Raw genomic sequence first — 14,198 nt, forward strand, 5'->3', positions numbered from 1 at the left:
CTCCTCGGTCGGGTTCAGGTCTGCGGGATGTCGAGGTCGACGTCCACCAGGCGGACGTTGCCCGCGTTCTTCACGTTCTCCGCGGCGACCCGGGTGTACGGGTGGTCGGCACCGACGAAGTCGACGCACTGCTGCCAGATGACCTCGGTGTCGCGGCGGGCCTGCGCCACGTCGCCCAGGTCGGCGAGCACGGCGGCCACGACCAGGGCCGCGGCCAGGGTCCACGGGTGCTGACCGTCCACCGTCTCCCCCAGTTCACGATACGCGTTGCGGGCGTGCCCGTAGGCGGTCTCGTGGTCCCCGGCCGCCCGCAGGCACATGGCGTACTCGAGGTGGCAGATGGCGATGAACGGCCGGTGGTCCGGCCGCTTCGTCCGGTACTGCTCCAACACCTCCACCGCCACGGCCGCCGCGTTGTCGGCGCCGCGGGCGCGGGCCACCGCCGCCATGCTGAGCCGCGCCGCCAGCGTGTGCGGGTGGACGTCGCCCAGCGACGCGCGGTACTCCGCGCAGACCTGGCTGGTCAGCTCGTGCGCCACCGACACCCGTCCCGCGTGCCGCAGCGTGAGCGCGTAGTGCCAGCGGACCCGCAGTTCGTCCGGGTGGGCCGGTCCGCGCAACCGGAGGATGTTGTGCCGGGCGGCGGTCAGCGAGCGCAGCGACTCGTCCAGCCTGCCCATCTCCCGCTGGTAGAAACCCACGCTGCACAGGGAGAACCAGGTGTTCGGGTGGTCGGTGCCCAGCAGCCTCAGCCGCCGCGCGTAGTTGCCGCGCTCGATGTCCAGCGCCGTCTGGGGGAAGCCCGCGAGCAGTTGGGACAGCGCGAGGTTGTTGGCCGCCTTGCGCGCCTGCGGGTGCTCCTCCCCGAGCGTGGCCCGCAGCCCCCGCCACGCGGTCACGTCGCTCTCCAGCGCCTCGCCGAACCGGCCCAGCCCGCGCAGGTCGGCGCTGAGCCCGCGCACCGCGGTGTGCGTGACCGGGTGGTCCGTCCCCAGCTCCGGGTGCTCCCGCGCGCGGTCGACGGCGAACCTGTCGAAGGCGTACGCGGCGCGGAAGTCGCCCAGCGCGCGGCTGAGGTTGGCCAGCTGCCCCGCGAACCGCACGTCGAGCTGGTCCGGCTGGTCGTGCCGCTCCCGCCACGCGGCCAGCACCGGCATGCCCGCCTTCAGCGCGGCGCTCCACGTGCGCGGGTTACCCTCCAGGTACTGGTACCGCGCCTGGTTGACCAGCCAGCGCCGCACCAGCGGGTCATCGCTGCGCAGCGCCTCGGCCGGGCCGAGGTGCCGTTGCAGCTCGGCGTGCCGGTTCTCCCGGTCGGCCTCGTGCCCGCCGACCTCCAGCGGCGCGTACGCGGCCAGCACCCGCAGCGCGTGCGCGCGCTTGTCGGCGCGCTTGGCCTCGGACATCCGCGCCAGCAACCACTCCCGCACCAGCGGGTGCAGCCCGACCGACGGCTCCTCGCCCCACGCCACCTCGAACAGCGCGCACCGGGCGCCGGTCCACAGCACCTGGTCGACCTCGGTGGCGTCGTAGCGCAGCACCTCCGCCGCCGGACCGCCCAGTTCGGCCAGCCGGGCCAGCATCCCGTTGGAGCGCACCAGTTGCAGGCTCGCCCCCTGCGGCGACAGGAACGCCAGCAGCTCGGCCAGGTGCACGGCGAGCGCGCCGCGGGCCTCGCGGCGCAGCCAGCTAAGCGCCACCTCGACGGTCTGGGCCACCGGCAGCCTGCCGGGCGGGACCGCCGCCGGGTCGAGCGGGGGCCGCAGCTCGGCCAACCGCGCGGTCGCGGTGACCGCGGCGGAACTCCTGGTCAGGCCCCGGGTCTCGGCCGCGTCCTCGGCGATGGTGCGCAGCAGCGCGGCCGACAGCGACAGCGCCAGCGGCAGGTGCGCCACGGCGGCCGCGGTCTGCCGGGCCTCGGGGTCGAGCAGCCCGGGGACCGTCCGGGTCAGCAGGGCGACGCTGTCCGCGTCGGGCAGCGGCGGCAGGTCGACCTGGTCGCCGCCGCGGTGTTCGGTCGACGTGCACAGCACGTGCAGCCACCGCGGCCGGGGACCGGGCAGCAGGGCGTCCACGGGCGGCGGTCCGGCCGCCACGTCGTCGAGGACCAGCAGCCACCGCGCGTTCTCGACCGGCGGGTCGTCCGCGCGCAGCTCGGCGGCCGACGCCTCGACCGAGTCCACGTCCTGCGCGGCGACCCACCACGTGACGTCGTAGTCGCAGGCGAAGCGGTGGGCGTACTCGCGGGCGGTCTCGCTCTTGCCGACGCCGCGCACCCCGGTGAGCGTGACGGTGGTGTGCTCGTCGGAGACCAGGTTGTCGCGCAACGACTCCAGGTCCGCGCCGCGGCCGACGAACCGGCCGTTGCGCGCGGCCACGTTGGACACGGCCGGGGTGCGCGCGGGGAACCGGGCGTCCGCCGGGTCCGCGCCGCCGGTGCGGTCGACCAGCCCGAAGCGGCCCAGCAGCGTCGCCTTGGCCTGGTCCTCGTGCAGCCCGGTGACCGCGAACCCGCCGGTCGACGGGAGTTCGACGGCGTCGTCGGAGACCTGCATCAGCACGACGTCGGTGGTGCCCAGGCGCAACGCGTCCAGCGCGCCGCGCAGTTCGGGGACGCCGGGCGCGCCGTACAGCGCGGTCGAGGCCACGACGAGCACGCCGCGCTGTTCCTCCTCCGCGAGGAGGCGCACCGGTCCGACGCCCAGCGGGGTCCGCCGGACGTGCGCGCCCGCCGCGGTGAGCCGGTCGTGGGCCCACTCCGCCCACGCGCGGTCCGGGGGCGCGTGGACGATGGTGACGGTGTCGGGCACGTCGCCGCCGAGGCCGAAACTGGCCCGGTAGCGGGCGCGCAGCAGCGGCGTGACGATGTCCTGCCGGTTCACCGCGTGGCCGCAGACGTCCCTGGTGAAGGTCTCGTAGGACTCGCCGAGGCCGGTGTCGAGGGCCAGGTCGTCGGCGACGACCGCGAGCATCGGGTCGTAGGACTCGCCGGGCTGGTACGGGATCTCGACCGGTTCGGCCAGCCGCTCGACGTCGCCGCCGAGTTCGTGGTGGAAGGCGGTGCGCACGGCGGAGCGGCCGCGGTGCTCGCGCTCCTCGAAGCGGGGGTCGGTCATGGTCAGCACCGGCACGACCGCGAGCGGCCCGTGGGCGGCGCGCGCGACCTGGCTCGCGACCTCCGCGCCCCGGGTGATCGCGGTCGGGCGGGCGGTGCAGAACACCGCGACGCGGTCGCACACCGCGGCCACCGCGGCCAGCACCGCGGGCGACGGCGCGGTCGGCACGTCGACCAGGACGTAGTCGTAGCCCGCGGTGCGCAGCCGGGCCCTGAGCATGGCGGCGGCGGGCAGGTCGAGCACGTCGAGCCTGCGGTCCCAGTGCTCCACCCGGAGCACGTCGACGTGGCCGTGGGCGCCGGGGACGGTGAACCGGGCGGCGGGCAGCGGCCGCACGGGCTCACCCGGCAGCGGCGGCTCGGCCAGCGCGGCGCCGAGCTCGTCGGGCAGGTCGACCTCGGCGGCGTAGAAGGGGGCGAGGTAGTCGGCGGCGCGGGGCGGCTCGGTGCCGCCGTCGAGGACGAGCACGCGCGCGTCGTCCCCGGCGAGCAGCCACGCCGCGTTGGCCGCGGCGCTGGTGCGCCCGGACCCACCGCTGACCGCGAGGAGAGCGATGATCCGGACCTGGTCGAGGTCACGCGCGGGGCTGCTCATCACTAGATGATGTCGCGCGCCGCGGCGGCCGGGTTACCGCCGAAGGATCTTTTCCCCCGCCCCGTCACATCGCGTTCTGGAAGGCGGCGAAGTAGTCCTCGTCGGCGCCCGCGAGCTGCCTGCGCACCGCAGCGGCCAGCGCCGAGTCGGGGATGGCCGCGAGCGCGGCCGGGTCTAGCGACCCGACGTCGGGCAGGTCGGACTCCAGCGCCGCAGGGTCGGCGCCTGCCTCGTGCTGAGGGGTGCTCACGTTGACGTCCTTTCACTCTTTCGGCGGGCGGTGGTCGGCCACCAGCCGGGCCGGCAACGTGCCGCGCCATGATAGCCACAGGCACCGACCGCGGGGGCCCGGTCGCGCGCCCGCCGGGAACTGGAACACTCCGCGGGCGTGCGGCGATCCCCCTCGGGGGAGGAGTCGCGCCGAGGGTGCGGCCAGGACGTGCGGGAACGGTGTCAGCGTATGGGTGGTCCGGGCGCCACGGCGACGGCGGCGCGCACCCTGCCGCTGCGCCAGTTCATCCTGAAGGTGCACGGGCGCTGCAACCTCGCCTGCGACCACTGCTACGTGTACACGATGGCCGACCAGCGCTGGCGCGGCAGGCCGCGGGCGATGTCCGCGCGCACGGTCGAGCGGACGGCGGCGCGGATCGCCGAGCACGTCCGCGACCACGGCGTGGACGCCATCGAGGTGGTGCTGCACGGCGGGGAGCCGATGCTGGCCGGGGTCGAACGCCTGCGGCACTGCGTTTCCGCGGTCCGGGCCGCGGTGGGCCCGGGTGTGCGGGTCGGGTTCGCCATGCAGACCAACGGGACGCTGCTGACCGACGCGGCGCTGGACGCGTTGGCGGCGCTGGGGATCCGGGTCAGCGTGAGCGTCGACGGGGACGCGCAGGCGCACGACCGGCACCGCGTCGGGCACGACGGCCGCGGGTCGTACGCGGCGGTCAGCGCGGCGTTGCGGCGCCTGGGGTCCGCGCGGCACCGGGCGGCGTACGCCGGGTTGCTGTGCACGGTCGACCTCGCCAACGATCCACTGCGGACCTACGAGTCGCTGCTGGCGTTCGACCCGCCCGCCGTCGATTTCCTGCTACCGCACGGGAACTGGACGAACCCGCCGCCGGGCCGCGTGCCGGGCGACCCCCGAACACCGTACGCGGACTGGCTGATCCCGATTTTCGACCGCTGGTACGGCGCGCCCGAAACGGGGGTGCGGCTGTTCGAGGAGATCATCGCGGTCGCGCTGGGCGGCCGGTCGCGGGTGGAGGGTGTCGGCCTGTCGCCGTCGCGCATGGTGGTCGTGGAGACCGACGGGGGCATCGAGTCGTCGGACATGCTGACGTCGTCGTACGAGGGCGCTTCCGCGACGGGCCTGCACGTCGACCGCGACCCGTTCGACCGCGTCCCGCGCCCGTCGCCGGTGGTCGTGCCGCCGACGGGCTGCGGCGGGTGCCCGGTGCGGCGCCTGTGCGGCGGGGGGCTGCGGGCGCACCGCTACCGTGAGGGATCCGGGTTCGACAACCCGTCCGCCTACTGCCCGGACCTGTTCCGGCTGGTCGGCCACATCCGGGACCGGGTGGCGGCGGACCTGGCGGCGTTGGCTCGGGGGCGCGGGTAGTGCACCGGATCTCGGTCGGGGTGTTCGAGGAGCTGTCGGCGTGCGGCGGCGGGCCCGCGGCGGTGGCCGCGCTGGTGGCGGCGCGGCGGAGTCGGACGGTGCTGCTGCTGGAGCACGCGGTCCGGGCGTCGGGGGACCCCGAGGCGCGTCGGTTGTGGGCGTCGCTGCACGGGTCGTCGGTGTTGGACGACCCGGGGGTGGGCGCGTGGGCCGTGCGCGTCGCGTCGGGTGCGCTCGGTCTGGACGACCTGGGGTTGGTGGCGATCGCCGGGGCGGCGCGGCGGGGGCGCGAGTTGGGCGTGCGGCTGGCGGTGCCGGGTCGCGTCGAGATCCCGACGCTCGGGGTGTTCGAGGCGGTGGGGGCGTCGGAGGTCCGGGTCCGGCGGACCCCGGAGGGCGTGACCCTGTCGGTGGACGGGAAGCGGGCGCTGATCGGGCGCCGGTCCGAGCTGTGGCGGCCGATGCCGGTGATCTCGGTGGCCCACGCGGGGGTGACGGCGAGCTTCCGGTTCGACCACTGGCGGTGGGCCCCGCTGCCGCGGCGGGTCACGATCGGCGACGCCGACGTCGCCCCGTGGCGGGAAACCCTGGCGGCGGGCTGGCGGGTGCTGGTCGAGCACCACCCGGGGCGGGCCGCGGAACTGGCGGCGGCGGTGCGGGTACTGACACCGCTGCCGGACCCGCCGTCGGGCACGGCGAGCCTGACCCTGGCGGATGCGTTCGGTTGCGTTTTCCTTTCGCTGCCACCGAATCCGGCGGAGACCGCGGTCACCCTGACGCACGAACTCCAGCACGGCAAGCTGTCCGTCCTGCTGGACCTGTTCGCCCTGACCGCCGACGACCGGTCAGCGCGGTACTACGCCCCTTGGCGCACCGACCCCCGTCCGCTGCCGGGGCTGCTGCACGGCACGTACGCGCACCTGGCGGTCGCCGAGTTCTGGTCCCACCAACGGCTGGTGGAGCCGGACCCCACCCACGCCGACACCGAGTTCGCCCGCTGGCACCGGGCCACGGCGGACGCGGCGGAGACGTTGCTGGGCACGGGATCGCTGACGGACCTGGGCACGACCCTCGTCCGCACGATCCGCGCCCGCCTCGCCGAACTCGCGAACACCCCCATCCCCTCGGCGGCCCGCGAGGCGGCGGCCACCGCGGCCCGGAACCACCGCGACCGCTTCCGGGCCGAGCACGGGCAGCTTTAGGGCATGTCCCATGAGGTGGTCTTGGTGAGTCGCTTGCCGCAGGTCCATGCCGCGGCGGGGTGACGAAGCCGCAGACGTGTGCGGCTCCGCGCTCGTAGCGGATGGTCGAGCAGCGGCAGCTGGTGAGCCAGGAGAGCGTGCGTTCGACGACCCGGCTGGCCGTCAGCCGGTCGGAGAAGTCGGGCCAGGCACGCCGAAGCATCCCGACCGGCTCGATGAGCCCGGTTCCGGCGATACCGGCCAGGCGATCCGCCTGCCCACCCTAAGTCCACAAAGGATCAGCGGTTCGCGGCGCGAGGAGCGTGAGGCGCGGGCCACGACATCCTGGACGCAGTCGCCCTACCGGCCGGTGCGCCAGCGGGTGTAGTGGGTGGTGAGGTCGGCGATGTCGTCGAGGAGGGTTTTGGCGGTGACGCGGACCTCTTCCAGTTGGAGGTCGCGGTCGACCATCGCGGCGGCGCGGCCCTCGGGGCCCCGCCAGCGGCTCTGGCCGCGCCGTTCCAGGGCGACGGCTCGGCGGAGTTGGGTGGTGGGGCGCGCGTTGGCGCGGACCAGTTCGCGGCGGAGGGGCACCACCGCGACGAGGAAGTGGTGGGTGGGTGTGTCGACGCCCAGGCTGATCATCTCCGTGGCCTCCCGGGTGGCCTCGCCCAGTGCTCGGGTCAGGTCGTAGGCGTCGGCGACGAGGTCGAGGGCGTCCACCGCGTCCCCGCCCGCGTCGAGGTCGGCCAGGGCCGTCTGCCACGACTCGGTCCCGCTCGCGAGGGCGCCCTGGATGGTGTCCAGCACGGTGGCGCCGCGCAGGGGGCCGGGGTGGTCGAGTTCGTCGATCAGCGCGGCCAGGGGGCGCTCGGCGGGCATGGGGGTCCTCCGGGTCGTTCGAGGGTGCTCACCGTAGGTCTTCGGTGCTCGGGCGTGAAGGGCTTGACGGGCGAATCCCGGCGCGGACAGAATTAAACGCGTGACTAATTCAGCGGTCGCCGTCGACCGGCTCCGGGTGGCCCGCGGGGGTCGTGACGTGCTGCGGGACGTGGGGTTCACGGTGCCGCGCGGGTCGGTCACCGGACTGCTCGGGCCCAGCGGTTGTGGGAAAACCACTCTCCTGCGGTCGATCACGGGCGTGCAGGTCGTCGCGGGCGGCACCGTCGAGGTGCTCGGCCTGCCCGCGGGCCACCGCGACCTGCGGTCCCGCGTCGGGTACGCGACGCAGCACCCGGCCGTCTACGCCGACCTCACCGTCACCGAGTGCCTGCGCTACTTCGCGACCGTCCTCGGCGCCCCCGCCTCCGACGTCGACCGCGTGCTGGCCGATGTCGACCTCGCCGACCGCGCCCGGAACCTCGTCGGCAGCCTCTCCGGCGGCGAGCGCGGGCGGGCGGGCCTGGCGGTCGCGCTGCTCGGCCGCCCCGAACTGCTCGTCCTCGACGAACCGACCGTCGGCCTCGACCCGGTGCTGCGCGAGGACCTCTGGTCCCTCTTCCACCGCCTGGCCGCCGCGGGCACCACGCTCCTGGTCTCCAGCCACGTGATGGACGAGGCCGCGCGCTGCGACCGGCTCCTGCTGATGCGCGACGGCGCGATCCTCGTCGACGACACCCCCGACGGGCTGCGCGCCGCGACCGGGGAGACCGACCTCGAACGGGCTTTCCTGCGCGTGATCCGGGAGGCGGCGTGAACCCGGCCACCACCGCCGCCACCGCGCGGCGCGTGCTCACCCAGCTGCGCCACGACCCGCGCACGGTCGCGATGCTGCTGCTCGTCCCGGCCCTGCTGATGACCCTGCTGCGCTTCGTCTTCGACGACGCCCGCGCGTTCAGCGCCATCGCCCCGGCCCTGCTCGGCGTGTTCCCCTTCGTCATCATGTTCCTGATCGCGTCGGTGACCACGCTGCGCGAGCGCACCACCGCGACGCTCGAACGCCTCATGACGATGCCGCTGGCCCGCCTCGACCTGATCCTGGGCTACGCGCTGGCCTTCGGTCTGCTCGCCGTGCTCCAGGTCGGCGTCGCGACCGGGGTTTCCCTGCTGTGGCTGGGTCTCGACGTCGCCGGTTCGGTGTGGACGCTGCTGCTGATCGCCGTGCTGGACGCGCTGCTCGGCATGGCGCTGGGCCTGTTCGTGAGCGCGTTCGCGACGAGCGAGTTCCAGGCGATCCAGTTCATGCCGCTGTTCGTGCTGCCGCAGTTCCTGCTGTGCGGGTTGCTGCAGCCGCGCGCGGAGATGGCGTGGCCGCTGGAGTGGCTGTCGACGGTGATGCCGTTGTCCTACGCGGTGGACGCGCTGACGCTGGTGACCCGGTCGGCGGAGTTCAGCGGGACGCTCGTGCGCGACCTGGTCGTCGTCGCGGGGTGCGTCGTGGTGGCACTGGCCCTCGGCGCCGGGACGCTGCGCAGGCGGACCGCGTAAACGGTAAGCGCCTAGGCCGAACAGCGGGTACCGGGGTGACCGTTTCGCCGCTTACCGTCGAGTCTCGACCGTTCGGGGAAGGCTGATGCGATGCGTGTCCTGGCGACCCTGTGTGCCCTCGTCCTCATTGTCCTGACCGCGCCGTCGGCTGCGGCGGCGCCCGTTCAGCTCATCGGCGGCGACCGGATCACGTACAACGGGAAGACGTGCGTCATCGGCTTCAACGCGCGCACCGGCTCGGGTGTCCGGATGGTCATCACCACGTCGGCGTGCGGTGGCGGGAACCAGGCGTACGGCCTCATCCCGGCACCCGCCGACTCGGTGTCGACACCGTACGTGCGCACCGGAACCGGCACGACCACCGTGCGCGGCCGCACCGAGGCGGCGGTCGGGACCTCGGTCTGCCGCTACGGCCCGACCACCGGCTGGCACTGCGGCACCGTCCAGGCGAAGAACCAGACCGTCAACTTCCCCGGTGGGTCGATCACGGGGTTGACCCGCACCACCATCTGCGTCGAACCGGGTGACGCGGGCGGCCCGGTGGTCTGGAACGGACAGGCCCAGGGGGTCGTCGTCGGCGGCTCGGGCAACTGCTCCAGCGGCGGTACGAGCTACTACCTGCCCATCGCGACGGTCCTATCGCGGCACGGGCTGGTCCTGTACACGGGGTGATCGCCTAACATCCCTCCCCGTCGGCTGGTGATTGGCTCTCGGGGGCACGGATGCGCGGTTTACGCAGGCTCGCGGCGGTGATCGCGGCGGTGGCGGCCACCGCGGGGTGCACGACGGTGGTGTCGCCGCCGGAGTGGTACGCCAAACCGGCCGTCAGCGACTACAAGCCGCCGATGGTCGACGTGGGCGCGCTGCTGGGCGACCTGACCACCCTCGACCCGTGCTCCCTGTTCGAACCGTCGGACTTCGGCAACGGCCTCTTCGTGTCCGGCACGGGCTTCGACGAGTGCCTGCTCACCCTCTCGACCCCGGGCAGCACGGAGCCGGGCGTCATGATCTCGGTCGGCGGCGTCGACCAGGCCAAGCAGTTCACCGGCCAACGCGCACCGGTCGAGAAGGACGGCTTCCGCACCACGGAGTACCTGGACAACTACGCCCAGTGCGGACGGCTGGTGCTCTTCGACGACCTCGCGCTGAGCGCGTACATCCGGCGGATGGGCGGGGGCGCGCAGAACCAGTGCTCGCTGCTGGGGGCGGGCTTCACCAAGATGCTCGAGCGGTTGAAGAAGAACCCCAAGCAGGTCAAGCACCGGGTGTACGGGAAGAACTCGTTCGGGCCGGTCGACCCGTGCCGGGCGATGCCGTCGGCGGGCACGGCGGGGCTGACCGTGAAGCGGAGCTGGCCGACGAAGCACACGTGCCAGTGGAGCAACGCGGCCCAGACCATCATCATGCGGGTGACGTTCGGGTTGTACTCGTCGCCGACACCACCGGCGCGGCCGGTGACGATCGCGGGGCGGGTGACGGACCGGATGGAGGCACCCGCGGGGAACACGGTGCACTGCATCCTGCAGTACAACCACGTGAAACTCCCGGATGAGCCGAAGTACGAGTCGGTGAGCCTGGTGGTGAGCCACATGACCAGCACCGACATGGCGGCGGCGTGCGATCAGGCGGGGAAGGCGGCGGAGCAGCTGTGGGCCCAGCTGCCGCCGACTTCCTGAGTCGCGCGGGGTCAGCCCGCCCACCGGGAAAACGCTTGCCGCACTTCGTCAGGGGAATGGGCGAGGGCGTCCTTGTCGGGTTCGGCTCCGGTTACGCGGGGCAAGTGGACGATCACGTCGTAGGCGGCGAGAGGATCCAGATCGGCGTAGTGGGTCCCGTGGCGTTGGCACGTGGCAGCGGCGACCGTGGCGACGTCGGTTGGAGGCAGGGTCCGGAGGTCTGTCGCGAAGGGACTGTCGTAGCAGGCCTCCATGAGGGCGTCGAGGCTTCCGGGTTGGGGTGGCCCCAGGTCGGAGAAGATCTTGCCGCGGTAGAAGTCCGGGCTGGTCGTGAGGGTTTGACCGGTGCCGGTGGTCGTGCCGATGACCCGGTAGTCCTCCCCCAGTCGCTCGGCCAGGTGCATGCCCATCGGGGTCATCGGCGCCATGCCGGGGAGGGGGCAGGGCCAACGTTGGATGTGGCCGTTGTGCGCGCCCAGCACGACCCGCCCCTCCCTGCGCAGGATCCATTCGACGGTGTCGGCCATCGCGGCGTCCCGGTTGAGCATCGCGGTTCGCAGGTCGCCGCGGGCGATGGCTCGGATCACGCTGTCGAGGGTCAGGACGAGTCGCAGGGAGCGCAGGGCGCGGTTGTAGGCGTCGACCGTGGTTCGGCGTTGGTAGTCCAGGCGTCGGCCGATCAGGTGTGCGGCGAGGGTGGCCAGGCCCGCGGTCAGCGCGTCTCGGGTGTCGGGGGTCAGATCGGCGTAGGCGGCGACGGCGGAAGGGGCGGAGAACGCCGACGGTGGGGCGAAGATCGCGGCGGTGTCTCTCAGGTGGGGGTCCACTGTGAACTCGGGGTCGGCGTCGGCGAGGTAGGCGGTCACGGCGTCGAGGCCGGGCAGTAGGGAGACGTTGGAACCGCCCAGATCGATGCCGTAGTAGCCCACCGAGCGCGTGCGCATCCACTCCAACTGCGCCCGCATCGGTTCCCACAGCAGCATCAGCGACGTCATGCCGTCGCCCATCACGCCGCCGAGGCGGTCGGGGGCACCGTGGACCCAAGCGTCGGCGCGCCATCCCTCGGTGAACCCGGACTCCATGGCGTAGGCACCGAATCCGTGCCGTTCCACCAGGTAACGCAGCAGGCGGTGGCGCAGTTGGTACGACTCGGTGTTGTAGTGCGCGCTCTCGCCGATGGCCACGACCCGGGCGTCGCCGATCGCGGCGTCGAGCCAGTCGAGGTCGTCCAGGGGCGCGGTCGGGTCGAGCGTGCGCAGTGGCCGCACCGCCGCGGCACTCATCCGGGTGTTCGTCATGGCGGACCCCTCCTCGTATTGTCCCAACTTTGGGAATAGTACCAAGTATGGGATAATCACGGGGTGGACATCCTCGGCCTGCTGCTGCACCCGATCCGGCTGCGCCTCGTGTCGGCCATGTCCGGCGGTCGGACGCGCACCACGTCCGACCTGTGCGCGAGCCTGGCCGACGTACCCCGGACCAGCGTGTACCGGCACGTCGGCCTGCTGGCCGACGCCGGTTTGCTCGAGGTCGTCGACGAGCGGCCGGTACGGGGCGTCGTCGAACGCCACTACCGGTTGCGCCGCGAGCGGACGTCGATCGACCCGGCGGCGGGCGCGTCGATGTCGCTGGACGAACACCGACACGGGTTCGCGGCGGCCGTGGCCGCGCTCCTGGCGGAGTTCAACGCCTACCTCGACCGGCCGGGAGCCGATCCGTTCACCGATTCGGTGGGCTACCGGCAGGACACCCTGTGGCTGAACCCGGACGAACTGGCCGACATGATCGGCGAGCTGCGCCGGGTCTTCGCCGCCCGCGCGGGGAACGCGCCCACACCGGGACGCGGGCCACACCTGATGAGCGCGATCTTCTTCCCCACCGGCGACAAACACGAGTGAGGGCCCCGGGTTCCCACGAGGCGGGAACCCGGGAGCCCGATCAGGCGACGGGGCCCGAAGCCGCGCGGACGCGCTGGCTGCCGTCCACCGTGGCCAGTGACTTGGCGTGGTGGGAGGTCGAGGTGGGGCTTAGGCGGTCGGCCAGGTAGTACCAGTCCATCTGGACCCGCTGGGGGTTGACGTCGACCACCGAGTAGCCGTGGGAGTCGAGTTCGATGTACTCGAGGTGCCAGTTTCCCGCGTACAGGGCGGTTTCGGCGGCCACGGACAGGGTGCGCGGCGGGACCTTCAGGAGGTCGTCGATGTTGTCGCTGGTGACCGAGGTGGTGACGAACTCGGTGGCCACGGAGTTCCCGTTCCACCAGTAGGTCGAGCGGTCGATCGGGACGTCCGCGCCCCAGGACGAGTGGATGTCGCCGGTGAGGAAGACCGTGTTCTTGACCCGGTTGTCCCTCAGGTGGCCCAGCAGCTCCTGCCGGTCCGCCGTGTACCCGTCCCATGCGTCGGCGTTGGCGGCGACGCTGCCGATGGGCAGGCCCAGCAGGGAGCCCAGGGACTCCAGGAAGCGGGACTCGACGGTGCCCAGGGAGATCGGGGTGATCATGACCGAGTTGCCGACCAGCTTCCACCGGACGTCCGTGCCCGCCAGGCCGTTCTTGAGCCAGGTCATCTGCGCGTCGCCGGTGATGGTGCGGTTCGGGTCGCCGGGGTCGCCGTTGGACGGGGTAGTCTGCTTGGAGCGGTAGCTGCGCAGGTCCAAAAGCGACAGTTCGGCCAGCCTGCCCCACCGGAACCGGCGGTAGATCTCGCCGCCCGCGCCCTGGCGCACCGGCATCCACTCGAAGTACGCCTGCCGGGCCGCGGCCTTGCGGGTGTTCCAGTCGCCCTCCCCCGGCTGGTGGTTCTCCGCGCCGCCGGACCAGGTGTCGTTGGCGTACTCGTGGTCGTCCCAGGTGATGAACCACGGCTGCGCGGCGTGCAGCGCCTTCAGGTCCGGGTCGGTCTTGTACTGTGCGTGGCGGCGGCGGTAGTCGGCCAGCGACAGCACCTCGGTGGCGGGCACGTGCGGGCGCACGGTCACGCCGCGGGCCCCGTAGCCGCCCGCCTGGTACTCGTACAGGTAGTCGCCGACGTGCAGGACGCCGTCGAGGTCGGTGCGGGCGGCGAGGTGGCGGTAGGCGGAGAAGTAGCCCGCCTGCCAGTTGGAGCAGGAAACCAGGCCCAGCCGGAGCTTGCCGACGTCGGCGTTGGCGGCGGGCGCGGTGCGCGTGCGGCCGACGTCGGAGCGGACGCCGTCGAGGCTGAAGCGGTAGTGGTAGGCGGTCGCCGGGTTGAGGCCCGCGACCGCCACCTTGACGGTGTGGTCCCGGTCGGGGCCGGTCTGGACGGCGCCGGAGGCCACGACCGAACCGAACGCGGCGTCGGTGGCGACCTCCCAGCGCACCTCGACCGACGGCCCGCTGCCGGAGCCGGGCGTGGACTCGGGCGTGGGGGTGACGCGGGTCCAGAGCAGGACGCCGTCGGGCAACGGGTCACCGGAGGCGATGCCGTGCGCGAACTGCGGGGCGGTCGCGGCGGCGGCCGTGCCCGCCAGGGCGGCGGGGACGAGCAGCGCGCCGCCCGCCACGGCGGAGGACTTGAGGAACGAGCGGCGGCCCAGCGGTGGGGTGGGAGTCATGCCTTAGGTGATA

12 protein-coding genes are annotated in these 14,198 nt (G+C 73.2%); 7 read left to right on the plus strand and 5 right to left on the minus strand.

What is annotated here, in order from left to right; genetic code table 11:
* Positions 1-14: 14 nt before the first annotated feature.
* Positions 15-3,710 carry an FxSxx-COOH system tetratricopeptide repeat protein gene (gene fxsT, locus V5P93_RS26985; protein ID WP_104479695.1) on the minus strand — a complete coding sequence of 1,232 codons (3,696 nt, stop codon included), beginning with the start codon at positions 3,708-3,710 and terminating at the stop codon, positions 15-17.
* A 64-nt stretch (positions 3,711-3,774) separates the two neighbouring features.
* Positions 3,775-3,960, minus strand: a complete 186-nt coding sequence (locus V5P93_RS26990) for a hypothetical protein (protein ID WP_104479694.1) — start codon at positions 3,958-3,960, stop codon at positions 3,775-3,777.
* A gap of 210 nt (positions 3,961-4,170) precedes the next feature.
* On the opposite strand from V5P93_RS26990, the gene V5P93_RS26995 reads away from it, so the two are divergent.
* Together V5P93_RS26995 and V5P93_RS27000 are read left to right on the plus strand one after the other, a co-directional pair.
* Positions 4,171-5,325: an FxsB family cyclophane-forming radical SAM/SPASM peptide maturase gene (locus V5P93_RS26995; RefSeq protein WP_104479693.1), complete on the plus strand. Its 1,155-nt coding sequence runs from the start codon at positions 4,171-4,173 to the stop codon at positions 5,323-5,325.
* Entirely contained in the window at positions 5,325-6,527 is a 1,203-nt protein-coding gene (locus V5P93_RS27000) for an HEXXH motif-containing putative peptide modification protein (RefSeq protein WP_181043531.1), read from the plus strand. Before V5P93_RS26995 ends, V5P93_RS27000 begins: the two co-directional genes overlap by 1 nt.
* Before the next feature lie 339 nt (positions 6,528-6,866).
* On the opposite strand, the gene V5P93_RS27005 is transcribed toward V5P93_RS27000, so the two are convergent.
* Entirely contained in the window at positions 6,867-7,388 is a 522-nt protein-coding gene (locus V5P93_RS27005; protein ID WP_104479691.1) for a hypothetical protein, read from the minus strand.
* A 100-nt stretch (positions 7,389-7,488) separates the two neighbouring features.
* On the opposite strand from V5P93_RS27005, the gene V5P93_RS27010 reads away from it, so the two are divergent.
* The 4 genes from V5P93_RS27010 (at position 7,489) to V5P93_RS27025 (ending at position 10,609) form a co-directional block, all read left to right on the plus strand.
* Positions 7,489-8,202, plus strand: a complete 714-nt coding sequence (locus tag V5P93_RS27010) for an ABC transporter ATP-binding protein (protein ID WP_104479690.1) — start codon at positions 7,489-7,491, stop codon at positions 8,200-8,202.
* Entirely contained in the window at positions 8,199-8,933 is a 735-nt protein-coding gene (locus tag V5P93_RS27015) for an ABC transporter permease (RefSeq protein WP_104479689.1), read from the plus strand. Before V5P93_RS27010 ends, V5P93_RS27015 begins: the two co-directional genes overlap by 4 nt.
* A gap of 90 nt (positions 8,934-9,023) precedes the next feature.
* Positions 9,024-9,605, plus strand: coding sequence for a S1 family peptidase (locus tag V5P93_RS27020; protein WP_104479688.1), 582 nt, complete (start codon positions 9,024-9,026; stop codon positions 9,603-9,605).
* A gap of 50 nt (positions 9,606-9,655) precedes the next feature.
* Entirely contained in the window at positions 9,656-10,609 is a 954-nt protein-coding gene (locus V5P93_RS27025; RefSeq protein ID WP_146108048.1) for a hypothetical protein, read from the plus strand.
* 11 nt (positions 10,610-10,620) lie between these two features.
* Here V5P93_RS27025 and V5P93_RS27030 read toward each other — a convergent pair whose 3' ends face one another.
* Complete coding sequence (locus V5P93_RS27030) at positions 10,621-11,907, minus strand: erythromycin esterase family protein (RefSeq protein ID WP_104479686.1); 1,287 nt, start codon at positions 11,905-11,907, stop codon at positions 10,621-10,623.
* A 63-nt stretch (positions 11,908-11,970) separates the two neighbouring features.
* On the opposite strand from V5P93_RS27030, the gene V5P93_RS27035 reads away from it, so the two are divergent.
* Positions 11,971-12,507 carry a helix-turn-helix domain-containing protein gene (locus tag V5P93_RS27035; RefSeq protein WP_104479685.1) on the plus strand — a complete coding sequence of 179 codons (537 nt, stop codon included), beginning with the start codon at positions 11,971-11,973 and terminating at the stop codon, positions 12,505-12,507.
* A 40-nt stretch (positions 12,508-12,547) separates the two neighbouring features.
* Here the strand turns inward: V5P93_RS27035 and V5P93_RS27040 are convergent, their stop codons facing one another.
* Complete coding sequence (locus V5P93_RS27040; RefSeq protein ID WP_104479684.1) at positions 12,548-14,185, minus strand: alkaline phosphatase; 1,638 nt, start codon at positions 14,183-14,185, stop codon at positions 12,548-12,550.
* Between the last annotated feature and the right edge of the window lie 13 nt (positions 14,186-14,198).

It is taken from the genome of Actinokineospora auranticolor (assembly GCF_041897805.1).
In the GTDB taxonomy this organism is placed as follows: Bacteria; Actinomycetota; Actinomycetes; order Mycobacteriales; family Pseudonocardiaceae; genus Actinokineospora; species Actinokineospora auranticolor.